The sequence below is a fragment of the Thiohalocapsa sp. ML1 genome, from assembly GCF_001469165.1.
Taxonomy (GTDB): Bacteria; Pseudomonadota; Gammaproteobacteria; order Chromatiales; family Chromatiaceae; genus Thiohalocapsa.
In genome coordinates, this window is the sequence record NZ_JABX01000005.1 from 52,642 (window position 1) to 74,852 (window position 22,211).

Annotated in this window: 18 protein-coding genes; 12 read left to right on the forward strand and 6 right to left on the reverse strand. The window is 69.2% G+C overall.

What is annotated here, in order from left to right; all coding sequences use genetic code 11:
* Positions 1–89 precede the first annotated feature (89 nt).
* From ML01_RS04475 to ML01_RS04505, 7 genes are all read left to right on the forward strand, one after another.
* The gene (locus tag ML01_RS04475; protein ID WP_058554203.1) at positions 90–2,987 is read left to right on the forward strand and encodes a caspase family protein; all 2,898 of its coding nucleotides are present in this window, start codon (positions 90–92) and stop codon (positions 2,985–2,987) included.
* Positions 2,984–3,466, forward strand: coding sequence for a hypothetical protein (locus tag ML01_RS04480; protein ID WP_058554204.1), 483 nt, complete (start codon positions 2,984–2,986; stop codon positions 3,464–3,466). The genes ML01_RS04475 and ML01_RS04480 overlap by 4 nt, the downstream gene beginning before the upstream one ends.
* Before the next feature lie 195 nt (positions 3,467–3,661).
* Positions 3,662–4,936 carry a bifunctional tetrahydrofolate synthase/dihydrofolate synthase gene (gene folC / locus ML01_RS04485; RefSeq protein WP_058554205.1) on the forward strand — a complete coding sequence of 425 codons (1,275 nt, stop codon included), beginning with the start codon at positions 3,662–3,664 and terminating at the stop codon, positions 4,934–4,936.
* 95 nt (positions 4,937–5,031) lie between these two features.
* Positions 5,032–5,628 (forward strand): SPOR domain-containing protein, encoded by a 597-nt coding sequence (locus ML01_RS04490; protein WP_058554206.1) that lies wholly within the window; start codon positions 5,032–5,034, stop codon positions 5,626–5,628.
* Positions 5,629–5,741: 113 nt separating this feature from the next.
* A complete protein-coding gene (locus ML01_RS04495) occupies positions 5,742–6,233 on the forward strand; it encodes a CvpA family protein (protein ID WP_058554207.1) in 492 nt (163 codons plus the stop codon).
* Between the two features lie 119 nt (positions 6,234–6,352).
* The gene (gene purF / locus ML01_RS04500) at positions 6,353–7,864 is read left to right on the forward strand and encodes an amidophosphoribosyltransferase (protein ID WP_058554208.1); all 1,512 of its coding nucleotides are present in this window, start codon (positions 6,353–6,355) and stop codon (positions 7,862–7,864) included.
* Positions 7,865–8,046: 182 nt separating this feature from the next.
* Positions 8,047–9,246 carry an O-succinylhomoserine sulfhydrylase gene (locus ML01_RS04505; protein ID WP_058554209.1) on the forward strand — a complete coding sequence of 400 codons (1,200 nt, stop codon included), beginning with the start codon at positions 8,047–8,049 and terminating at the stop codon, positions 9,244–9,246.
* A 108-nt stretch (positions 9,247–9,354) separates the two neighbouring features.
* Here the strand turns inward: ML01_RS04505 and ML01_RS04510 are convergent, their stop codons facing one another.
* Entirely contained in the window at positions 9,355–10,647 is a 1,293-nt protein-coding gene (locus tag ML01_RS04510) for a dicarboxylate/amino acid:cation symporter (protein WP_058554210.1), read from the reverse strand.
* Positions 10,648–10,968: 321 nt separating this feature from the next.
* Here ML01_RS04510 and ML01_RS04515 point away from each other — a divergent pair, with 321 nt between their 5' ends.
* Positions 10,969–11,304: a hypothetical protein gene (locus tag ML01_RS04515; protein WP_058554211.1), complete on the forward strand. Its 336-nt coding sequence runs from the start codon at positions 10,969–10,971 to the stop codon at positions 11,302–11,304.
* Between the two features lie 100 nt (positions 11,305–11,404).
* On the opposite strand, the gene lpxD is transcribed toward ML01_RS04515, so the two are convergent.
* On the reverse strand, positions 11,405–12,463 hold the full coding sequence (lpxD, locus tag ML01_RS04520) for a UDP-3-O-(3-hydroxymyristoyl)glucosamine N-acyltransferase (protein WP_058554212.1): 1,059 nt from the start codon (positions 12,461–12,463) through the stop codon (positions 11,405–11,407).
* Positions 12,464–12,610: 147 nt separating this feature from the next.
* On the opposite strand from lpxD, the gene gpmI reads away from it, so the two are divergent.
* Positions 12,611–14,293 (forward strand): 2,3-bisphosphoglycerate-independent phosphoglycerate mutase, encoded by a 1,683-nt coding sequence (gpmI, locus tag ML01_RS04525; protein ID WP_058554213.1) that lies wholly within the window; start codon positions 12,611–12,613, stop codon positions 14,291–14,293.
* Between the two features lie 267 nt (positions 14,294–14,560).
* The gene (locus tag ML01_RS04530) at positions 14,561–14,875 is read left to right on the forward strand and encodes a P-II family nitrogen regulator (RefSeq protein WP_058554319.1); all 315 of its coding nucleotides are present in this window, start codon (positions 14,561–14,563) and stop codon (positions 14,873–14,875) included.
* Between the two features lie 267 nt (positions 14,876–15,142).
* Here ML01_RS04530 and ML01_RS04535 read toward each other — a convergent pair whose 3' ends face one another.
* Both ML01_RS04535 and ML01_RS04540 read right to left on the reverse strand, forming a co-directional pair.
* Complete coding sequence (locus ML01_RS04535) at positions 15,143–16,150, reverse strand: sodium-dependent bicarbonate transport family permease (RefSeq protein WP_058554214.1); 1,008 nt, start codon at positions 16,148–16,150, stop codon at positions 15,143–15,145.
* 683 nt (positions 16,151–16,833) lie between these two features.
* Positions 16,834–17,619, reverse strand: a complete 786-nt coding sequence (locus tag ML01_RS04540; RefSeq protein ID WP_058554215.1) for a vancomycin high temperature exclusion protein — start codon at positions 17,617–17,619, stop codon at positions 16,834–16,836.
* 250 nt (positions 17,620–17,869) lie between these two features.
* Here ML01_RS04540 and ML01_RS04545 point away from each other — a divergent pair, with 250 nt between their 5' ends.
* A complete protein-coding gene (locus ML01_RS04545) occupies positions 17,870–19,723 on the forward strand; it encodes a M61 family metallopeptidase (protein ID WP_058554216.1) in 1,854 nt (617 codons plus the stop codon).
* Positions 19,724–19,756: 33 nt separating this feature from the next.
* Positions 19,757–20,773, forward strand: a complete 1,017-nt coding sequence (gene birA / locus ML01_RS04550) for a bifunctional biotin--[acetyl-CoA-carboxylase] ligase/biotin operon repressor BirA (protein ID WP_058554217.1) — start codon at positions 19,757–19,759, stop codon at positions 20,771–20,773.
* 165 nt (positions 20,774–20,938) lie between these two features.
* Here the strand turns inward: birA and ML01_RS04555 are convergent, their stop codons facing one another.
* Together ML01_RS04555 and ML01_RS04560 are read right to left on the reverse strand one after the other, a co-directional pair.
* Positions 20,939–21,535, reverse strand: a complete 597-nt coding sequence (locus tag ML01_RS04555; RefSeq protein WP_058554218.1) for a hypothetical protein — start codon at positions 21,533–21,535, stop codon at positions 20,939–20,941.
* Between the two features lie 53 nt (positions 21,536–21,588).
* Positions 21,589–22,200: an SPOR domain-containing protein gene (locus tag ML01_RS04560; protein WP_058554219.1), complete on the reverse strand. Its 612-nt coding sequence runs from the start codon at positions 22,198–22,200 to the stop codon at positions 21,589–21,591.
* Positions 22,201–22,211 lie beyond the last annotated feature (11 nt).

Sequence of the window (22,211 nt, forward strand, 5' to 3'; positions counted from 1 at the left end):
GTTTGCCCTACGCGGCTGCCGGCCCGGACCTTGGCACCGCGCCTGCCCGGCGCTACGCTTGCCCGATGCCAAGGACCGGAGACTCCCCGATGACCGAGCCCGCCGCCGACCCCTTCCCGACCACCCCGCAACTGCGCCTCAGCCCGGAGGCGCACACCGCGGCGATCTGGCGCATCGACTGCGATGCGGCCGGGCGCTGGCTCGTGTCCGGCTCGCACGACAAGACGGTCAAGGTCTGGCGCATCGCGGACGGCGCGCTGGTGCGGACGCTGCGGGTGCCGCTCGGCGCCGGCGACCTGGGCAAGGTCTATGCCGTCGCCATCTCGCCGGACGGGGCGCGGGTCGCGGCCGGCGGGTTCCTGGGTCCGTCGGAACAGGATTTCATCTACATCTTCGACCGCGCCACCGGCGAGCTGCTGCGCACCCTCGCCGGCCTGCCGAACGTCGTGCAGCACCTCGCGTGGTCCCCGGACGGCGCCCGGCTCGCGGCGACGCTGGGCGGTGGCACCGGCCTGCGCGTCTACGACACCATGGACTGGCGGGAGCAGGCGCGCGACACCGACTATGGCGCCGCCGCCTATGGGGCGGACTTCGCCGGCGACGGCCGGCTCGTGACCAGTAGCGAGGACGGCAAGGTCCGGCTCTACGCCGCCGATGTGGCCGGTGCCCGCGCACGGCCCCTGCGGACCTGCGAGCCGCCCGGCGGCAAGGATCCCTTCACCGTCGCCTTCGCGCCGGACGGCGGGCGGATTGCCGTTGGCTTCTATGACAGCACGCGGGTGGACCTGCTGGACGGCCGCACGCTCAAACCCATCGCCGCCGCCGACACCGCGGGCGTCGACAACGGCAGCCTGAGCGCGGTCGCCTGGAGCGCGGACGGCCAGCGGCTGCTGGCGGGCGGGCGGTTCGACATCGGCGGCCATCGTGCCATCCGCCGCTGGCAGCAGGCCGGGCTCGGCCGCCACGACGACGCGCTGCGGCCGGCGCGCGACACCATCATGTCCCTGCGCCCCCTGCCCGACGGCGCGCTGGCGGTGGGCGCGTCCAATGCCATCGTGCTGCTGGACGCCGACGACACCGAGCGCTGGCGCCGGCCGAACGCGGCGGCGGACTTCCGCGATCAGTTGCACAAGCGGGGCCTGCGCCTGGCGGCGGACGGGGCGCGCATCGCCTTCGGCTACGGGCAAGGGGGCGAGCGCCCGGTGCTGTTCGCGCTGCCGGCGCTGTCGCTGACCCCGGCGCCTTTTGGCGACGACCTCGCGGGGCTGAGTCTGCCGGACGAGGGCCCGCGGCCGGACCTCGCCGTGACGGACTGGGAGGACGAGGTCCAACCCCGGTGCAACGGCCGCCCGCTGGCGCTGAAGCGCTTCGAGCGCGCCCGCGCCCTGGCGCTGCTGCCGGGCGGCGCGGGCCTCGTGCTCGGGACTGATTGGTCGCTGCGGGCCTTCGACGCGGCAGGCGAGCAGCGCTGGGAACAGCCGGTGCCCGGCATCGCCTGGGCCGTGAACGCCTCCGCCGACGGCCGCTGGGTGGTGGCCGGCTACGGCGACGGGACGCTCCGCTGGCATCGCGCCGGCGATGGCGCCGAGGTGCTGGCCCTCTACCCGCACCCGGACGGGCGCCGCTGGGTGGCCTGGACGCCGCTCGGGCACTACGCCGCGTCCGCCGGCGGCGATGACCTCATCGCCTGGCACCTGAACCGCGGGCCGGAGCAGGCGCCGCAGGTGTATGGGGCGTCGCGCTTCCGCGAGGGCTTCGAGCGCCCGGACCTGATCGCGCGGGTGCTGGAGGCCGGCGACCCGGCGGCGGCGCTGGCCGCGGCGGATGCGGCGCGCTCGGCGGCACCCGGGTCGGCCGCGCCGGCGACGCCCGCGGCGGCGGCGGCAAGCATCGCGGCCTCGCTGCCGCCGACCCTGACCCTGCTGGCGCCGCCGCCGGGCACGCCGGTGGACTCGCAGCGGCTCGCGCTCTTCTACCGCGCCGAGTCCGGCACCGGGCCGGTGACGGACATCCTGGCGCGCCTGGACGGCCGCCCGGTGGAGGTGCTGCATCACGCCGTCGGCTCCCGCAGCGACGACGGCGCCGTGCAGGTCGGCCAGGTCACGCTCTGCATCGCGCCGCAGGACGGCACCGCGGAGCTGATCGGCGTGAACCGCCACGGCGCCGGCGAGCCGGTGCGCTTCGACGTGCAGTGGGGCGGCGGTGCGGACTTCTACAAGCCGCGGCTCTTCGTGCTCGCGGTGGGCGTCGGTGCCTATGCGAAGGCCGATCCGCTCGCCTTCGCGGCCGGCGATGCCGAGGCCGTCGCGGCGGAGCTGGCGCGCCAGCAGGGCGGGCTGTACCGGCAGGTGCAGGTGCAGCGGCTCATCGACGCGCAGGCGTCGCGGGTCGCGCTGCTCGACGGGCTGGACTGGCTGGAGCGCGAGGTGGACGCCCGCGACGTGGCCATGGTCTTTCTGGCTGGGCACGGCGTGCGCACGCCCGCCGGCGAGTATTGCTTTCTGACGCCGGACAGCGAGCCGCTGCGCCCGCACCGGGATGCGCTCAGCGACGCGGACCTGCGCCGGTCGCTCAGCGCCTTCCGGGGCAAGACGGTGCTCTTCATCGACAGTTGCCACGCTGGGGCCTTCCGGCCCGTCGGCGCGCGCATGGCCGAGGCGCTGCCGGACATCGACCGGCTTGCCAACGAGCTGGCGGACGCCGAGCGCGGCGTCGTGGTGTTCAGCGCCTCCACCGGCCGGCAGACCGCCCACGAAGACCCTGCTTGGGGCCACGGCGCCTTCACCGCCGCGCTGCTGGAGGCGGTGCGCGACGGCCACGCGGACTTCACGCAGAACGACCACGTGACCGTGAGCGAGCTGGACGTCTACATTGCCGAGCGGGTGCGGACGCTCACCGCCGGGCGCCAGCAGCCGACCATGACCAAGCCGGACGCGGTGCCGAATTTTCCGATCTTTCGGGTGCTGGGGGAGGGGACAACGCGATGATGCAGGCCGACCTGTTCGAGATTCTCGCCACCGAGCGCGCCCTGGGCGAGGGCCACGCGCGGCTGCTGCACGAGCACGGCGGCGCCGACCCCAACCTCTACACCCGCGGCCTGGTGCTGTACATCGAGGCCAAGGCCGCCTTCGACGGCCTCATCGAGTCGGCGAAGGCCGCGCTCACGGCCGGGCGAGGTGTTGACGATGTGCACGACCTGGACCTCAAGATCCGCGCCGCCGTCGCGCGACGCACGGCGCTGGTGGGGTTGGTGCGGGACGAGCTGCTGCCCCCGGGTGGCGGCACCCGCGACGGCTTCGCGCCGTCCGGCCTGCTGGACCCGGGCGCGCTCATCGGCGGTCTGCTGGAAGGCATCGCCGCCATGCTGCGCGAGCGCCGCGAGGCCGCCGACGTCCGCCGCAAGGAGACGCTGACGCAGCTCGACGGTCTCAAGTGGCGGGCGTTCGAGGCGCTGGCCGCCGGCTGAGCCCCGTGGGGCCGGCATCCTGCCGGCCGGTCGCTCCTGAGGCAAGGCAGCCGGGCGAAGCATAAGCAGCGGGCGCCGCTGGGCGTCCGGCGCGGGCATTGAGCCCGCGCCGGACGCAAGCCGACTGAAGTCGGCGTACCCGGGGGCCGCGCGCGTACTCCGTACTCCGTACTTCCAACTTCAACTTTTCTTCCCATGCGCTTCAACACCCTCAACGACTGGCTCGCCTGGCAAGAGACGCTGCACCCGAGCCGCATCGATCTGCGTCTGGAGCGCGTCGGCGCGGTGTGGGACGCGCTCGGGCTCGGGCTCGGCTGCCCCGTCATCACCGTCGGCGGCACCAACGGCAAGGGCTCGGTGGTCGCGTATCTGGACGAGATCTACCGCGCCGCGGGCTATCGCTGCTGCGCCTATACGTCGCCGCACCTGCTGCGCTACAACGAGCGCATCCGCATCGACGGTGCCGAGGCGGACGACGCCGCCATCTGCGCGGCCTTCGCGCGCATCGACGCGGCGCGGGGCGATGCGCAGCTCACCTATTTCGAGTTCGGCACCCTGGCGGCGCTGCTGCTCTTTGCGGAGGCGGCGCCGGATGTGGTGCTGCTGGAGGTGGGCTTGGGTGGCCGGCTCGATGCCGTGAACATCATCGATGCCGACGTGTCCATCGTGACGACCATCGGCCGCGATCATATGGCCTGGCTCGGCGACACGCCGGAGCAGATCGCCTTCGAGAAGGCTGGCATCTTCCGCGCCGGGCGGCCCGCGATCATCGGGCAGGCGGATGCGCCTTTGCTGCTGCGTGAGCGGGCGCTGGAGCTGGGCGCGGTGCCGATGCAGCAGGGCCGGGAGCTGCACTGGCGGCTCGCAACCGGCCAGTGGCAATGGCAGGGGCCGGATGGGGCGGTGCGGGACGCGCTGCCGGCGCCAGCGCTGCGCGGGCGTTTTCAGTACGACAATGCGGCGGCCGCGATCGGCGCGGTTCAATGCCTCAACGCGCGCCTGCCCGTGAGCAACGCGGCGCTGCGCCAGGGTCTGCATCGCGTGCGGCTGCCCGGGCGCTTCACGGTGCTGCCCGGGCGCCCGCGTTGGATCCTTGATGTCGCGCACAACGCGGACGGCGCGCGCGCACTGGCGGGCAATCTGGCGGCCCTCGGCGCTGCCGGCGCGCGGCACGCGCTTGTCGGCATTTCCACCGACAAGGAGGCCGGTGCCATCGCCAGCGCGCTCGCGGATTGGGTGGACGAATGGCACCTGGTGGCCGCCCCCGGCGACCGCGGTATGCCCGTGGACATGCTCGCCGGTGCCATCGCCGGGGCGCTGCCGGGCGCCCGAATGCAGTGCCACGCGGACATCGACGCGGCCATCGGTGCCCTCGCCGGGACGCTGTCGGAGGATGCCTGCGTGTTGGTGCTCGGGTCTTTCACCATGGTCGAGGCCGCGCTGCGCAACCCCCGGATCGGTCCTGTATAATCCCGCCGATCGAGCGGGCGAGATTCGTGCAATCAGTGGCTTACAGAACCGGGGTCGGCATTGAGCGATCCCTGGCCGATAGAGGGGCGACGGCAATGGATGAAGGTGCGAAACGGCGATTGGTCGGGGCTGCGGTCGTCGTCGCGCTCGTCGTCATCTTCGTGCCCATGCTGTTGGAGGACTCCGACCCAACGGACCTTGGCGAGCCCATCGTGATCCCGGACGAACCCGCGGTGGAAGACACCGACGAAGCCGAAGCGCTGGGGAGCCTGACCGCCGAGGACATTATCCCGCCGCTGCCGGCGCCGGAGCCGCCGCCCGGTGCGGTCATCGAGCCGCCGCAGCCCCCGGATGCAGACACCGCGGGCGAGCCCGACCCGGCGCCGGGCGTGGATGAGCCCGTGGCCACAGCCGCCGACCTAGCCCCCGCCGGCCCCGCGCCGGTGCCCGCCGGCACAATGTCCTGGGTGGTGCAGGTGGCGAGCCTGGGGTCCCCGGATGCGGCCAAGGGCCTGCAGAACAGGCTCCGTGCCAAGGGCTTCACCGCTTTCGTGGAGCAGGCGACGGTGAATGGCAAGCAGTACTACCGGGTGCGCGTCGGCCCTGAGGTCGAGCGCGCCCGCGCGGACAACCTGGCGGCGAGGCTGCAAGGCGAGACCGGCAACAAGCCGCTGGTGCAGCGCTATCCCTGATTGATACCAGGCCCAGCCATCAAGGCCGAGCCATCAAGGCCGTGCCATCAAGGCCGTGCCACAAGGCCGCGCCGGCACGCCGCAAGCAACCGCACAGCAGCACAGGACTCCACATGATCTGGGTCGATTACGTCATCATCGGCATCATCGCGTTGTCGGCCATTATCGGGCTCGCCCGGGGCCTGATCCGGGAAGTGCTGGCACTCGGTGTCTGGATCGCGGCACTGCTGGCCGCCTGGTTCTTCTATCGCCCGGTGGCGGAGCAGTTGTCGCCTTGGCTGGAGACGCCGTCGCTGCAGATGGGGGCCGCGGTGGTGTTGATCGTGCTGGGGGTGCTGATCGTCGGCGCCATCATCGGCTGGATTTTGGCCATGCTCGTGGACAAGACGGGCCTGACCGGCACCGACCGGCTCCTGGGCATGGTGTTCGGCGCTGGACGCGGGGCCGTCGTCGTCGCGCTGCTGGTGTTTCTGGCCTCGCTGACGCCCATCGTGCAGGACCCCTGGTGGGCGCAGTCGGAGTTGCTACCCAAGTTCCAGCTCTTGGCCGACGCGATGCTGGATCTGGTGCCGCCCGAGGTCACGCAGCGGATCAAGTCCATCTGACCGCGGGCCGATGCGCTAGGCTGTATAGTCCAACGAGCCGTCCGCCCGCCGCCGACGGCGGCTCCGACCCATCGGGCGGCCATGCCGGCAGCGGTGCTGGCACGCTTCTGAGGTAAGCCATGTGCGGCATCGTCGGTATCGTCGCGAAGCAACCCGTCAACCAGTCGCTGTATGACGCACTCCTGGTGCTGCAGCACCGCGGCCAGGATGCCGCCGGCATCGTTACCAGCGATGGCGACAAGCTGCACATGCGCAAGGACGGCGGGCTGACTCGGGACGTGTTCGCCAATCAGCACATGGTGCAGCTCAAGGGCCACATGGGCATCGGCCATGTGCGCTATCCCACGGCCGGCCTGTCGAGCAGCGCCGAGGCGCAGCCCTTCTACGTCAACTCGCCCTACGGCATCGTGCTCGCGCACAACGGCAACCTGACCAATGCCGAGGAGCTGAAGCAGGATGTCTTCGTGCAGGATCTCCGGCACATCAACACGGAGTCCGACTCCGAGATCCTGCTCAACGTCTTCGCGCATGAGCTCCAGGCGCAGGATCGGCTGCGCATCGATGAGGCGGACATCTTCCGCGCCGTGGAGGGCGTGCACCGGCGCTGCCGCGGCGGCTACGCGGCGGTGGCGATGATCCCGGGCTTCGGCCTGTTCGGCTTCCGCGACCCCTACGGCATCCGCCCGGCCGTGTACGGGAAGCGCGAGACGGACCGCGGCACCGAGTACATGATCGCCTCCGAGAGCGTCGCGCTCGACATCAACGGCTTCGACCTCATTGCCGATATCGCCCCCGGCGAGTGCGTGCTCATCGACGTGCGCGGCAATCTCTATCGGCACCAGTGCGCGCAGCAGCCGGTGCTGTCGCCCTGCATCTTCGAGTTCGTGTATTTCGCGCGGCCGGACTCCATTATCGACAACATCTCGGTGCACAAGGCGCGCTCGCGCATGGGCAAGAAGCTCGCGGCCAAGATCAAGCGCGTCTGGCCGGAGCACGACATCGACGTTGTCATCCCGATCCCGGACACCAGCCGCACGGCGGCGTTGCAGCTCGCGAACCAGCTCGGCGTGCCCTATGCCGAGGGCTTCATCAAGAACCGCTACATCGGGCGCACCTTCATCATGCCGGGGCAGCAGGTGCGCAAGAAGTCGGTGCGCCAGAAGCTCAACGCCATTGACCTTGAGTTCCGCAAGAAGAACGTGCTGTTGGTGGATGATTCCATCGTCCGCGGCACCACGTCGCAGCAGATCATCCAGATGGCCCGGGATGCGGGGGCGCGAAGGGTGTACTTCGCGTCCGCGGCGCCGCCGGTGCGCTATCCAAACGTCTACGGCATCGACATGCCGTCCGCGACCGAGCTCATCGCCCACGGCCGCACCGAGGCACAGGTCGAGGCCGAGCTCGGCTGTGACCGACTCATCTTCCAAGACCTGATGGACCTCATTGAGGCCGTGCAGAAGCGGGGCAAGAGCCACGTGGACCGCTTCGACACCTCCGTGTTCGACGGCGTGTACGTGACTAACGACGTGACGGCGGCCTACCTGGACACGCTGGAGCGGCAGCGTAACGACGGCGCCAGGCAGCAGTCCCGGCGCGACGAGACGATCCTGGACCTGCATAACTCCGCCTAGGGAGACGCCGATGATTGGCCATCCAGGGCCAAAATCGGCACGGGCTCGCAGGACGCGGTCCTGCGAACCCTTCATTTGCAGCGGCTTAAGGCCGCTGAACATGGCGGGGCATCCTGCCCCGCGGGCAACGCCGAATTGGTCGGCGTTTCCCTAGACGACGCCACCGGAGCCGCGCCCGCACCATGCATGACGACGACGCCGACGCGGCGTCCTGGGGCTTCGCGACCCGCGCGCTGCGCACGGGCCACCAGCGCACCGCCGAGGGCGAGCACTGCGAGCCCATCTTCATGACCTCGAGCTTCGTCTTCGCGAGCGCGGCGGAAGCCGCCGCGCGCTTCGCGGGCGAGTCGCCGGGCAACATCTACTCCCGCTTCACCAACCCCACCGTGCGCGCCTTCGAGCAGCGCCTGGCCGCGCTGGAGGGCGGGGCGGCCTGCGTCGCGACGGCCTCCGGCATGTCCGCGATCCTCGCCGTCTGCATGGGACTGCTCGCCGCCGGCGACCACATCGTCTCGTCCCGGAGCCTGTTCGGCAGCACGACCATGCTGTTCGACAAGTACCTGGCCCGCTTCGGCATCGCCACCAGCTACGTGGACCTGACCGACCTCGATGCCTGGGCCGCGGCGGTCCAGCCCCGCACGCGGCTCCTGTTCCTGGAGACGCCGTCGAACCCGCTGACCGAGATGGCCGCCATTGCGCCGCTCGCGGACCTGGCCCACGCCCATGGCGCGCTGCTGGCGGTGGACAACTGCTTCTGTACGCCGGCGCTGCAACGCCCCCTTGCCCTCGGGGCGGACCTCGTCATCCACTCGGCGACCAAGTACCTCGACGGGCAGGGGCGCGCGGTGGGCGGCGCGGTGGTCGGCGACGCGAAGCGGGTCGGAGAGGATGTCTTCGGCGTCGTGCGTACCGCAGGGCCGTCGCTTAGTCCGTTCAACGCCTGGCTGTTTCTGAAGGGTCTGGAGACCCTGGAGCTCAGGATGCTCGCCCACGCGCGGGTCGCGGCACAGTTGGCAGCCTGGCTCGCGGAGCATCCCGCCGTGGCGCGGGTGCACTATCCCGGGCTCGCGTCGCATCCGCAGCACGCGCTGGTGGGCGAGGGTGCCCAGCAGCGCACGGGCGGCGGCATCCTGTCCTTCGATGTGGCCGGTGGGCGGGAGGCGGCCTGGCGCGTCATCGACGCGACGCGGCTCTGCTCCATCACGGCCAACTTAGGCGACACCAAGACCACCATCACGCATCCTGCCAGCACCACGCACGGCCGCCTGAGCCCCGAGGCGCGCGCCGCCGCCGGCATCGGCGAGGGTCTGATCCGCGTCGCCGTGGGCCTGGAGTGCGTCGCGGATATCCAGGCGGACCTCGCCCGCGGGCTGGACGGCTAGAGGGGAAGGGCCAAGGGCCAAGGGCTAAGGGCCAAGGAGAGCGTCCTCGGCCCTCGGCCCTCGGCCCTTTTGCCCTCGGCGACGCGCGATGCCGAGCCGCGCGCCCCTTCAAGCCGCCCGTGCCGGCATGTCGTTCTCCAAGATGCCCTCTTCGCCTTCGGACTTCGCGATGATGACAGCACCGCAGGAGTCGCTGGCCACGTTCACCGCCGTGCGCATCATGTCGAGGATGCGGTCCACGGCCAGGATCAGGCCGATGCCCTCCAGCGGCAGCCCCACGGCCGACAGGATGATGGAAATGGCCACCAGGCTCGCCGCCGGGATGCCGGCGACGCCGATGGAGGTCAAGAGCGCGAGCACCACGACGATAAACTGGGTTGCGAGCGTCATCTCGATGCCGTAGGCCTGCGCAATGAACATGACCGCGACGCACTCGTAGAGCGCGGTGCCGTCCATGTTCACCGTGGCGCCGAGCGGCAACACGAAGCTCGTCGTCTTGTTCGACACGCCCGCGTTCTTTTCAACGCATTCCATGGTGACCGGCAGCGTGGCGGACGACGACGCCGTCGAGAAGGCCGTGAGCATGGCCGGACTCACGGCGCGGTAATGCCGCAGCGGGCTCACGTCGCCGAGGTAGTAGAGCAACAGCGGCAGCGTGAAGAAGAAATGGAACGCCAGCGCCGCGACCACGGTGAAGAAGAAGGCGGCGAGGGGTCCGAAGGCCGCAAGCCCGGTCGCGGACACCGTGGAGGCCACCAGCGCGAAAACGCCAAGCGGCGCGAAGCGCATCACGAGGTCGGTGATGCGCATCATGATCTCGAACATGCCGTTCCAGAAGTTGTACTGGGCCTCGGCGTACTGGTTGGCGATACGGGTCAGGAAGAAGCCGTACAGCAGGCTGAAAAAGATGAGCCCGAGCATCTGGCCGCTGCTTGCGGCCTGCACGACGTTGGTCGGGATCATGCGCAGGAAGATGGCGACGATGTCGTCGGCGCCCTTGTCCGCGAGATCGCGCTCCAGCTCGGCAGTGCTGGCGTGCAGCCCGAACACCTCCTGCGGCGAGCCGTCAACTACACCCGGCTGGATCGTGTTGACCGCGACCAGCCCCACCACGATGGCGAGCATGCTGGTGAGCGCGTAATAGCCGATGGTCTTGCCGCCCAAACGCCCCAGGTTTTCGGAATCGCCGATGCCGGCGACGCCGATGATGATCGACGACACGATGAGCGGCACGATCAGCATCTTCAGTGCATTGAGGAACAGCTCACCGATGAAGTCGAACCCGGCGTCGACATTGACCCCGAGCAGCAGGCCGTCCCTGCCCACGGCGAGGCCGACGGCGATGGCGAGTGCCAGGGCAATGAGAATCTGCCAATGCAGCTTCAGTTTGAGTGGGCTCATGAAAAACTCCTGAAATCCTATGGCGCGCGGCGCCGGCGCGCCATCATCGGGATCGACAGTCGGGATCGACACGGGCAGGTTACCGGAAGGGATGCAGCTAAGGAATGCGAACGCGCGGTTCGGTCTCGGCCCGGTGGCTGGCCTTGTGGCTGGCCTTGTGGCTGGCCCTTTGGTTGCCTTTGCCGGCCGATGCTTCACGCGGGCGAAGTGGCGGTGCTATAGTGCCGTGCTTGATCTCGTTTAGTCCCGGTCCGGCATGGAAGCCCCTGTGCGTCGGCACTGCCCACCTTGCATGCGCAGTGACGGCGCCGAGACACTGTCATGCAGTTTCGCGTTTTCTACCTCATCAACCGCTCCGGCGAATGCGTGTCGTCCACCAGTGCCGTTGCGATGAGCCCACGGACCATTTGCGAGCAAATGCTCGATCGCCTGCAATCTGAGGATGACTATCTCGGCATCCTTGACGCCGAGGACACGACCCTCCAGGTGCTGCCCGAGCCCGCGCAGAAACGCTACTACGTCGAGGTCCCCATCGACGCCGCAAAGGCCTCCTACGGCCGCTATGTGACCCGCGCGGAGCTCGAAGAGCTGGTGCGCTCCCTGCCGCAGCGCTTCGACGAGCAGAGCATCCCGGGGCTCACCTACCGGCCCTGGTGAGAATGGCTGAGAATGGCTGAGAATGGCTGAGAATGGCTGAGATTGGCTGCATTGGCTGAGCCCCGCTGGGGTGCCGCCGTCCCGCGCCGCAGCCGCGGGCTCAGGCTTCCTCGCTGCTGGCCAGGCGCGCACGCAGGGCGGCAAGCTCTCGCTCCTGGCGGCGCACCTGGCGCAGCAGCGCCGGCAACTGGGCCAGCGCGGCCAGCTCCCGCATGGTCCGCTGCATGTCCCGCGCTGGCGTGCCGAATACCTTGGCGCCGGCGGGGATGTCCTTGGTGACGCCGGACTGACCGCCGATCAGCGCGCCGGCGCCCACCTCGACGTGATCCGTGATCGCCACCTGGCCCGCGACGATGACGCCGTTGCCGAGCCGGCTGCTGCCCGCGACCCCGGACTGGCTCGCCATGATCGTGTGCTCGCCGAGCTCGACGTTATGCCCGATCTGCACGAGGTTGTCGATCTTGGTGCCCCGACGCACGCGCGTCTCGCTCAGCGTGGCTCGATCCACGCAACTGTTGCAGCCGATATCCACGTCGTCCTCCAGCACGACGCGCCCGAGCTGCGGCACCTTGCGGTGCGCTTGGCCGTCCCACGCGAAGCCGAAGCCGTCGCTGCCGATGACGGCACCGGCGCGCAACGCACAGCGCGCGCCGATGCGGCTGCCGCGCATGATCGTGACATTGGGCTCGATGACGCAGTCGGGGCCGATCTCGACAGCCTCCCCAATCTGTACGCCCGTGGCGATGATGCAGCGCGCGCCGATGCTGGTGTTGGCACCCACCACGGTGCCGGCGCCGATGCTGATGCCCGCGCCGAGCACCGCGGACGGGTCGATGTGCGCGCCCGGATGGATGCCCGCCGGCGGCGCCGGTGGCAGGAACAGGGCGGCGATGGCGAAAAAGCACTGGCGCGGGTTGGCGCAGCGTATCAGGAGCTTCTCGGGAAGCTCCGGAAAGTCCAGCGGGACGACAACCACCTGCGCTCTACTGGCGCCGACGGCGGCGGCCTGGTCGGCGCGCTCGGCGAAACAGAGCTCGGTCGCGGTTGCGGCGCCAAGGTCGGCGACGCCGGACAGCGCTGCCGAGAGCCCGGCGGGCAGGGCCGCGCCCGGGTCCTGTGCGCGCAGCGCCGTGAGCAGGTGTTGCGGGTTCAGGGTCATGTTCTTGTACCTTTGGCAGGGAGAGCCGGTGCGCCGGTCCTGCCCGATGCCCCAACCCGTCCGGTCGCGGTCGGCAGCATCGCATAAAGGTCGCCGCGCGACGATACGATACGCGCTGAACTGTCGGACAATTGAGAGGAATCACCGATGTCCATACAACTCGGACTGTGGCAAGACAGCTACACACCTCCGGCCGGCCCCGTGGTCCTGGTGATCATGGACGGCGTCGGCCTGGCCGCCCCCAGCGACGGCAACGCCGTGTCGCAAGCGCAGATCCCGACCCTGCGCCGGCTTTGGCGCGAGCACGCGTCGCTGCAGCTCGCCGCGCACGGTACCGCGGTCGGCCTGCCCACGGACAAGGACATGGGCAACTCCGAGGTCGGCCACACCATCATGGGGGCCGGCCGCGTGCTGCCGCAGGGCGCCTCCCTGGTGCAGCGCGCGATCGCGGACGGCTCGCTGTTCAGCGGCGAGACCTGGCAGCGCATCATGGCCCGCTGCACCGGCCCCGGGGCCGGCACCCTGCACCTGATCGGGCTGTTGTCCGACGGCAACGTGCACTCGCACATCGACCATTTGTTCGCGCTGCTGCGCGCGGCCGATGCCGCCGGCGTCGCGCGGCTGCGGGTGCATCCGCTGCTCGACGGGCGCGACGTGGAGCCGCACTCGGCCTTGCGCTATCTGGACCAACTGGAGGGGCTGCTGGCGGAGCTGTCGGCCAAGACCGACCGGGACTATTGCATCGCCTCCGGCGGCGGGCGCATGCGCACCACCATGGACCGCTACTGGGAGCACCCGGAGATGGTGGAGGCGGGCTGGAAGGCGCACGTGCTGGGTCAGGGGCAGCCCTTCGCAAGCGCCGCGGAGGCCGTGGCAGCGGCCTATGCGGCGCCGGTGTCGTCGGATCAGGACATCCCGCCCTTCGTCGTCGTGGATGGGGCGGGCGCGCCGGTCGGCACCATCGAAGACGGCGATGCGGTGCTGCTGTTCAATTTCCGCGGTGACCGCGCCATCGAGCTGTCCACCGCGTTCGAGGCGGACAGCTTTGATTGGTTCGACCGGGTGCGGCGCCCGGACGTGCTCTTCGTCGGCATGCTCCAATACGACGGCGACCTGCTGTTGCCGAAGGAGTGCCTGCTGGTGCCCCCGCCCATCGACAACACCCTAATCGAGCTGCTGAGCGCCGCCGGCGTGCCGAGCTTCCATGTCGCCGAGAGCTCCAAGTTCGGTCACGTGACCTATTACCTGTTCGGCATGCGCGCCAAGCCGTTCCCGCGGGCCACCGTGCAGCAAGTGGACTCTCTCGGGCTCGACCCCGAGCAGCACCCCGAAATGCAGGCCGCGGCCGTGGCGGACGCTGTCATCACGGCTGTCGGCAGCGGCGACTCCCGGCTCATCGTCGTCAACCTCGCCAACGGCGACATGGTGGGGCACACCGGCAACCTGAGGGCCGCCGTGCGTGCGGTGGAGGCCGTCGATGCCGCGGTGGCACGTATCCACGAGGCCACCGTCAGCGCCAACGGGGTGATGGTGCTGACGGCGGACCACGGCAACGCCGAGGAAATGTTGCAATGGAGCGCCAAGACGTCCGCATTCAAGCGTGACGCCAACGGCAAACTCATCGCCAAGACCAGCCATACGCTGAACCTGGTGCCCTTCGTTATCAGCGATGGCCGCAATCCGCCGGGTTATGCACTGCGCCGCGACCTCGCCCGGCCCGGGCTCAGCAACATCGCCGCCACGTTGCTGAATCTGCTGGGCTATGCGGCGCCAACTGCCTATGAGCCATCGCTCATTCGCCCGGCGCCCGATCAAGCCGTGGCGGGATAGAGGCCGCGGCTTCGGAGCAACCATCGGCGTTTCCGTCTGCCGTGATGATGAATGCGATTGAAATGATGCTTGAAGATGCCGGGCTTGCCCGCTAGCTTGCTACCAACAGTGCCTACTGTCCGCCGTGCGCCATTGCACCTGCGGCCCCTGGTGTATCGCAATAGCCGGGCGGCCGCAGGCGCGGGCCGATGGTAGGCCTCAATCGCTCCCATGCTCGCGCACCGGCTCGAGTCCGGCGCAGGTGAAACCCAGCAAGAGGCAATCGTCATGACCCAGCAGGCCAGCAAGCTCGTGATCGTCACCGAGAAATTGCTGCTAAAGGAGATTACCAAGATCATCGATGCAGCGGGCGCCACGGGCTATACCGTCGTCGCCGCCGGCGGCAAGGGCAGCCGCAACGTGCGTTCATCCGGGCAGCCTGCCGTATCGGATACCTTCACGAACGTGAAGATCGAGGTGCTTACCGCAAGTCGCGAGCTGGCGCTCAAGATCTGCGATGAAGTGGCCGGTAGGTTTTTCGACAACTATTCCGGCATCGCCTACCTCTGCGACGTGGAGGTCTTGCGCGCGCACAAGTTCTGACACGCAATCTTTCCGAGCACGCAGTAAGCCGGGCCATAGGGCCCGGCTTTTTTCGTACTGCAACGGTCGCTGGCCCTCCGACGCCTGTTGAAATCGGGATCGGGATCAGGATCGGGATCGAACTTCTACCGCTAACCACATTTGGCTCAAGCTGCGTCGAACTGCGAAACCCTCGTGTCGTGCATTCGCTTGAGGGAAGAAAGGGCCAAGGGAGCCTTCCTCGGCCCTTGTCCCTTGTCCCTTGTCCCTTGTCCCTTGTCCCTCGGTTCAACTGCCCATCAGCGCCTGCGCGAGCCCGATGTAGAGCGGGATGCCGATGGCGATGGCGACCGGCGTGCCGACCGCGGTGGAGGCGCCGACGTAGGCGGACGGATTGGCCGTCGGGATGCCTGCGCGCAGCGTCGGCGGCCCGGAGATGTCGGAGCTGGAGCCGGCGATGACGGCCAAGATCACGACGCCGCCGGGGCTGAAGCCCGTGGTCACGTGTGCGATCATGCCGAGCCCGAACGCAATGAGCCCATGTGTCAGCGGCGCCAGCGCCGCGTACACCGCATACCAGTGTGCCACCTTGCGGAGCTCATTGAGCCTGGCCCAGGCTTCCATGCCCATAATCAGCATGAGCACGGACAGGAGGCCGCGGAACAGCGGCTCGAAGAAGCTGTCGTAGACGGGCGCGGGATTGGTGAGTATCCCGAGGGCGATGCCTAGCAGCAGTGCCGACAGCGCCGAGCCCTGCAGGCTTTCCTTGATGATGGGCCAGATCTGGACCTTTTCGCCTTTCCTGCCGCTCTTTTTTGTCAGATAGACGTTTGCCAGGACGATGGCGGTGACCAAGGCCGGGATGTCCATGAACGGATACAGCGCCGCGGCCCAAGCTTCGTAGGGGATGTTTTCGGCCTCCAAAACCGCAAGCGCGGCTGCAAGAGTTGAGCCGCTTACCGCACCGAACAACCCTGCTGTGGCGATGCCGTCCTCGGTGCGGACGCTCGGCAGCATCGCCAGCGTCCAACGTCCGATAAAGACGATGAGCACGCCGATGGCCACGGCGAACAGCGCCGGCAGCAGCATCTCGCCCAGCTCCGCTTCGCGGATTTTCATGCCGCCTTTTAGTCCGATCTTCACCAGCAGCATGAAAACAATGAACTTGTAGATCGCGTCAGGGATTTCGAGGCGGCTGCCGAGCGCGGCAATGACCATGCCGCCAACCAGGAAACCGAGCGTCGGTGACTGCAACTGCGATAGAAATCGCAGCAAGAATTCCAGCAGGGCGTCCACGTGATCGCTCCTCTCTTGTTAACGTTAATCGCATCAGGCAGGAGGCGGCCATTGCCGGGGCTTCTGCATGAACCATCAGCAGGCGTTGTCGCTTGGCGGGATCATCCATTCCTGCCGCGAGGGTCTGCAATGGCGTCGAAGATATGGATTGATATGCAAAATGGCAAATGATTTCACGAGCTCTTTTCGATTCATCAGCGATCGCACTCATTGCCATTGCACGCCGCCTATTGGTTCGCGAAAACCGAGCAATGGGGCGGGGAATGTCGTTTGAGTGGGCGCAATCCGCGCCAATGGTCAAGGCCGGTCAGGGGCGGCCCGTGCCGCGCAAGGGGGCCGAGGGCCAAGGGAGCCCTCCTCGGCCCTCGGCCCTCGGTTCACCTGCGGCGACGACCGGATTGCGCGAGACAGCGCTCCGCGCACGGGTCGGTCTGAGGCGACGCCTCGCTAGCGACAGCGATGAACGCGACTCGCCGGTCTGAGGCGAAGCCGCGCTAGGGGCGGGGTTGGCGGCGGGAAGGCTTTAAGGCGATTTCTGTCAAAAAACATACCGCCTGGCTTGTCTTTTCGCCCGCCTTCTGCGTCGCGGCAGCGGGTGCATAGTTCGACTATGCACCCGCTGCCGCTCCTTGAAGGCAGACGAAAATCCTGCGCCAATCGGTACGTTTTTTTCCGGCAATCGCCTAAGCGGCGTCGTCCGCGATGGGATCGCGCAAGCGCACGGTCTCTGGCTTGCCGAGGAACTTGGGCGCCCGGCCGGTGACGATGTCGAGCACGGCTGCGACGCGGGCGAAGACCTCGCGCGCGCGCACGCTCAGCATGCCGATGTTGTCCGGATCGCGGGCGGCGAGGCCGCTCGCGTCGATGCCGTAATGGCGGGCAAGAAAGATCGCGCGCTCGGCGTGGAAGCGCTGGCTCACGACGATGAGGTGCTGCTGGCCGAAAACCTCCTTGGCGCGGACCACGGAGTCGAGGGTGCGAAAGCCGGCATAGTCCAGCGTGATGAAGTCCGCCGGCACGCCGGCGGCAATCAGGTCCTTCTGCATCGCGATGGGCTCGTTATACCAGCGCGTCGCGTTGTCGCCGCTGACCAGGATGCCCTGAACCTTGCCGCTGTGAAACAGCGCCGCCGCCGCCTCGATGCGGGCTTGATAAAAGGCGTTCGGCTTGCCGGCGAGGGTGCGCCGTGCGGTGCCGAGCAGCAGCGCAACGGGTTTTGGCTCCACGTCCTCGATACCATTGGCCACGGCCCTGGCCGTGCTCTCGGTTACCAACGCGTCCAGTACGGGCGGCACCGCGAGCATCAGCGCGAGTAGGGCGGCCATCGGCAACAGGAAGCGGCGCAGCCAGCGGTGGCCGGTGGGCCGCGGTGCGCCCGGTGCCGATGCCGGGTCGCCCTCGGCCGCCCGCGTATCCGCTTGCGGTGCGGCTTCGTGGGTCGAGGTGGGCTTGTCCAGGTGATCCGCCAATTGGGGCTGTCCGAGGATCGCCGACAGAGATCGGCGTGAGCTTGATTGTAGACACAAAAACACCGGTCATTGCCAGAGCGCGGGCGCAACTTGGGTGTGTTTGGGCCGAAATCCCGACGAGCGTCAAGTCCGCGTCGGCAGTCCTGATCTGCTAGGGTCGCGGTTCATGGCCAAACGGACTCCGGCGTTCGCTGCCGCCAGTGATGGCTGGAGCCGCTCCCACAACAATTGACAGCGCCGAGCTGCCTCCATGACCGATACCGACCTCATCACCTACTACGTCACCCCGTCGCGCCCGGCGGCGCACATCTTCTGCGTCGAGCTGATGATTGCGGACCCCGGCCGCGGCGAGCTGACCCTGTCGCTGCCGGCGTGGATCCCGGGCAGCTACATGATCCGGGACTTCGCGCGGAACATCGTCGGCATTGCCGCCGAGGGGCCGGACGGCCCGGTGCCGTTGGTCAAGCTCGACAAGCAGACCTGGCGGGTCTGCACGACGGACAAGCCGCTTCGCATCCGCACCGAGGTCTATGCGTGGGATCTATCCGTGCGCGCGGCGCACCTCGACCGCACGCACGGCTATTTCAACGGCCCGAGCCTGTTCCTGCGCGTGCACGGACGCGACCACGCGCCCTGCCGCGTCGAGCTGCTGCCGCCGCCGGACCCCGAATGCGCCGATTGGCGGGTCGCGACCAGTCTCGCGCCGGACGGTGCCGAACGCTGGGGCTTCGGCGGCTACCGGGCCGATGACTATGCAGACCTCATCGACCACCCGGTGGAGATGGGCCGGTTCGACGTCGTCGCCTTCCGCGTCGGCGACGTGCCGCACTGGATGGCCGTGAGCGGCCGGCAGCACGCGGACCTCGCGCGCCTGGCCGCGGATCTCGCGCCCATCTGCGCCGAGCACGCGGCGATGTTCGGCGAGCTGCCCGTGGACCGCTACCTGTTCCTGACCCAGGTGCTGGGCGACGGCTACGGCGGGCTGGAGCATCGCGTCTCATCGAGCCTGCTCTGCTCGCGCGACGACCTGCCGGCGCCGCGGGGCGAGGCGGCGGCTGCGGCCGACACGGCCGCACCCGTCGAGTCCCCGCCCGACGGCGACTATCGCAAGCTCCTCGGGCTCTGCAGCCACGAGTACTTTCACCTCTGGAACGTGAAGCGCATCCGCCCCGCCGCTTTCATCGACGGCGGGCTGGAGCGCGAGGTGCACACGCGGCTGCTGTGGGCCTTCGAGGGCATCACCTCCTACTACGACGACCTTGCACTGGTGCGCAGCCGCCGCATCGACGCGAAGGGCTACCTCGCGCTGCTCGCCGAGACCATCACGCGCGTGCTGCGCAACCCCGGCCGGCTCCGACAGAGCATTGCGGAATCGAGCTTCGATGCCTGGACCAAGTTCTACAAGCAGGACGAAAACGCCCCGAACGCCATCGTCAGCTATTACGGCAAGGGGGCGATGACGGCGCTGGCGCTGGACCTCACCATCCGCCGCGACAGCGACGACCGCCGCTCCCTAGATGATGTGATGCGCGCGCTCTGGGAACGCCACGGCCGCACCGGCGTTGGCGTGCCGGAGCGCGGCGTCGAGGCGCTGGCCGCGGAGATCGCGGGCCTGGACCTCGCCGGCTTCTTCGCGCAAGCGCTGGACGGGACAGAGGACCTGGACCTGCCGGCGGTGTTCCAAAGCGTCGGCATCGAGATGCGGCTGCGGCCGAGTCGCGGGCCGAAGGACTTCGGCAACGTCGCCGAGCGCTTCGAGCCCATTGCACCGGTCAGCCACGCAGGGCTGCGCTTCGCGTCGGGCGAGGCCAAGATCGCGGTGGTGCTGGACGGCGGGCCGGCGGAGCAGGCGGGGCTTGCCGCCGGCGATGTCGTCATCGCCGTAGACGGTCTGCGCGTGGACAGCGGCAACGCGGCTGCGCGGCTGCGGGCGCTGCCCATCGGCCGGGCGGTGCAGGTGCACGCCTTCCGCCGGGATGAGCTCATGACCTGCATGCTCACCCCGGCGCCGGCGCCGGCGGACGTGTGCGAGCTCCGCCTCGACGACGCGGCGCCGGCGGTGGTGCTCGCCCGTCGCGAGGCCTGGCTCGCGAGCGTCGCCTGAGCCGGTCCGGCTAGGTCGGCCAAGGCGCAGCGCATGGGGACGGACACTCTCGATCGTCGCGACGCGCTGCTGCGGCTGCTCGCGGACGGCGGGCTGCATTCCGGCGCCGAGCTTGCGGCGGCGCTCGGTGTCAGTCGGGCGGCGGTGTGGAAGGCGCTGCATCGCGCCGCCGACGATCTCGGGCTGGAACTGACGGCCGTGCGCCGCAAGGGCTACAGGCTGGCACGGCCGCTGGAGCTGCTGGATGCGGACAGCATGACGTCGGCGCTGTCGGCGCCGGCACGGCAGCGGCTCGCCGGCCTTGAGGTACTGTTCAGCGTCGACTCCACCAATACACGGCTCATGCAGGCCGCTGCCGCCGGCGCAGCCTCCGGGCGGGTCTGCCTCGCCGAGCGCCAGCTCGCCGGTCGCGGGCGCGGCGGGCGCGACTGGGTGTCGCCGTTCGGCGAGAACATCTATTTATCGATGCTTTGGCGCTATCCCGGCGGCCCCGCGGGGCTGGGCGGCTTGAGCCTTGCCTGCGGCGTCGCGGTGGCCGAGGTGCTGCGGCAGGCGGGCGTCGCGGACATCGCGCTCAAGTGGCCGAATGATCTGCACTGGCGGCGGCGCAAGCTCGGCGGGCTGCTGTTGGAGGTGGCCGGCGAGTCCCACGGGCCGAGCCATGTCGTCGTGGGGCTTGGTCTCAACCGGCGCTTGGGGGAGCAACAGGCCGCGGCCATCGACCAGCCCTGGGTGGACCTGGCCGCCGTGCTCGGTGATGCACTGCCCGGGCGCAATCGGCTCGCGGCGGGGCTGATCGAGGCGCTGTCGGCGGCGCTGGCAGCCTACGGCGACGGTGGGCTCGCGCCCGTACTGCCGGCGTGGCGGGCGTTCGACGCCTATCAGGGCGAGCCGGTGGCGTTGCTCATGGGGGGGCAACGGATCACCGGCACCTGTGCCGGCATCGCAGACGACGGGGCGCTGCTGCTCAAGACGGCCGATGGCCTGCGGGCCTTCCATGCGGGCGAGGTGAGCCTGCGGCCGCTGGCAGGGGGTTGGGTGCGCGCCTAATTGTCGGATTGGCCAATTGCGTCGAAATCGAAATCGGGTTCGGGATCGAAAATCGGGATCGGTCGCCAATCGGTTCGATTGCGATACCGATTTCGATAGCGATGCACGCGACTCGTCGGTCTGAGGCGAGGGAGCCCCCCTCGGCCCTCAGCCCTTGGCCCTTCTTCAAGGCGCTGGCGGGACCTCGCTCGGCAGCGGCACGACCTCGCCCGCGGCCTCGCGGTCCGCCGCTTCGATCATGGCGTCCACTGCGTCGCGGTCCGCGGCGGGGACCTCCTCAAGGCCGAGATCCTGTTCGGCGACCATCTGCTCGGCGGCGATGTCATCGGGCGAGGCTGCGGGGCGGCCGTCGCAGCGGGTGCTGAGGCAGGTGTCGAGAGCGCGGGCGATGCAGCCCGTGGCCGGGATGTTGGCATCCGCCGCGGGGTATTCCTGCAGCAGTTGGTTGGTGAAGCCGTCCTTGGAGATGTCACCGGTGTAGAGGCGCGAGGTGAGCTGGCGGAAGGTGGTGTCGCGCTCCATCAGCGTCGCGACGGTCTCGCCGCCGACGAGCTTCTCGCCACAGTTCTGGTCCACCAGGTCCACGAAGCCCGCCTCGCTAGGGCCGCCGAACAAGGGGCCGACGCTGTCGCGCAGTGCGCCGCGCATGGGGTTGTCCGCGGCGCAGCCGCCGAGCAGCGCGAGCGCGAGCAGGGCAACGGCAGCCGCGGGGGCCGGCACGGAGCGGGCAGGGCGCTGTCGGGTCTGGCAGGTATCGGGCATGGGGTGTTCCCTAGGCGGCTTGGGTTGGGACGGCGCGGCGGTCGGACGGCGGATCATTGGGCGCGCATCATCATGGGCTTGTGTCCGTTGCCTTGCAGCCTGGAGCGCAGCGCATTGGCATCCGCCTTGGCATAGGCGCCGGTGCGCACGCGGTGATAGGTCTGGCCGCTGTCGATGGTGACGGTCTGGATGGACGTCTGGATGCCGAGCAGCGCGAGCTGCGCCTTGAGCTTTTCGGCGTCGGCGGTGCTGCGGAAGGAGCCGACCTGGAGAATGTAGCTGTTCGGGCCCGCCGCGGTCTCCGGCACCGGCGCGGGCGTGGCGCTTGCGGTTTGGGGCGCGGCCTGCTGCCGCGGCGGCTGCATCTGCTGGCCGGGGGCCGGCAGCGGCACGGGCTCGGGGACGCGCTCCGCGGGCACCACGACCTCTTCCTTCGGCAACATGTCGTAGAAGTCGAAGGTGGGCTTCGGCCGCTGCGCCTCAGCGGGCTCTGTTGTCGCCACCGCCGCGAGCGGCGCCGTGGCCTGTTGCTCGTTCAGCATCCAGGCGACGCCGACGCCGAAGGCGCCGACGAGCCCGCCGGCAAGAAACCAGAACGCGCAGGTGCCGCGCGGCTCCTTACGCCGGCGCGAGGGTGGTGCTCCCTTGCGATAGTCACGGGTCATTGGGTGCCTCG

Excerpts from the sequence above, each read along its gene's own strand:
- ML01_RS04505 (WP_058554209.1), top strand. The coding sequence starts at position 8,047 with ATGCATGACGACGACGCCGACGCGGCGTCCTGGGGCTTCGCGACCCGC.
- ML01_RS04555 (WP_058554218.1), bottom strand. The coding sequence starts at position 21,535 with ATGCCCGATACCTGCCAGACCCGACAGCGCCCTGCCCGCTCCGTGCCG.
- ML01_RS04545 (WP_058554216.1), top strand. The coding sequence starts at position 17,870 with ATGACCGATACCGACCTCATCACCTACTACGTCACCCCGTCGCGCCCG.
- birA (WP_058554217.1), top strand. The coding sequence starts at position 19,757 with ATGGGGACGGACACTCTCGATCGTCGCGACGCGCTGCTGCGGCTGCTC.
- ML01_RS04480 (WP_058554204.1), top strand. The coding sequence starts at position 2,984 with ATGATGCAGGCCGACCTGTTCGAGATTCTCGCCACCGAGCGCGCCCTG.
- ML01_RS04490 (WP_058554206.1), top strand. The coding sequence starts at position 5,032 with ATGGATGAAGGTGCGAAACGGCGATTGGTCGGGGCTGCGGTCGTCGTC.
- ML01_RS04510 (WP_058554210.1), bottom strand. The coding sequence starts at position 10,647 with ATGAGCCCACTCAAACTGAAGCTGCATTGGCAGATTCTCATTGCCCTG.
- ML01_RS04530 (WP_058554319.1), top strand. The coding sequence starts at position 14,561 with ATGACCCAGCAGGCCAGCAAGCTCGTGATCGTCACCGAGAAATTGCTG.
- ML01_RS04560 (WP_058554219.1), bottom strand. The coding sequence starts at position 22,200 with ATGACCCGTGACTATCGCAAGGGAGCACCACCCTCGCGCCGGCGTAAG.
- purF (WP_058554208.1), top strand. The coding sequence starts at position 6,353 with ATGTGCGGCATCGTCGGTATCGTCGCGAAGCAACCCGTCAACCAGTCG.
- folC (WP_058554205.1), top strand. The coding sequence starts at position 3,662 with ATGCGCTTCAACACCCTCAACGACTGGCTCGCCTGGCAAGAGACGCTG.
- gpmI (WP_058554213.1), top strand. The coding sequence starts at position 12,611 with ATGTCCATACAACTCGGACTGTGGCAAGACAGCTACACACCTCCGGCC.
- ML01_RS04475 (WP_058554203.1), top strand. The coding sequence starts at position 90 with ATGACCGAGCCCGCCGCCGACCCCTTCCCGACCACCCCGCAACTGCGC.
- ML01_RS04515 (WP_058554211.1), top strand. The coding sequence starts at position 10,969 with ATGCAGTTTCGCGTTTTCTACCTCATCAACCGCTCCGGCGAATGCGTG.
- lpxD (WP_058554212.1), bottom strand. The coding sequence starts at position 12,463 with ATGACCCTGAACCCGCAACACCTGCTCACGGCGCTGCGCGCACAGGAC.
- ML01_RS04495 (WP_058554207.1), top strand. The coding sequence starts at position 5,742 with ATGATCTGGGTCGATTACGTCATCATCGGCATCATCGCGTTGTCGGCC.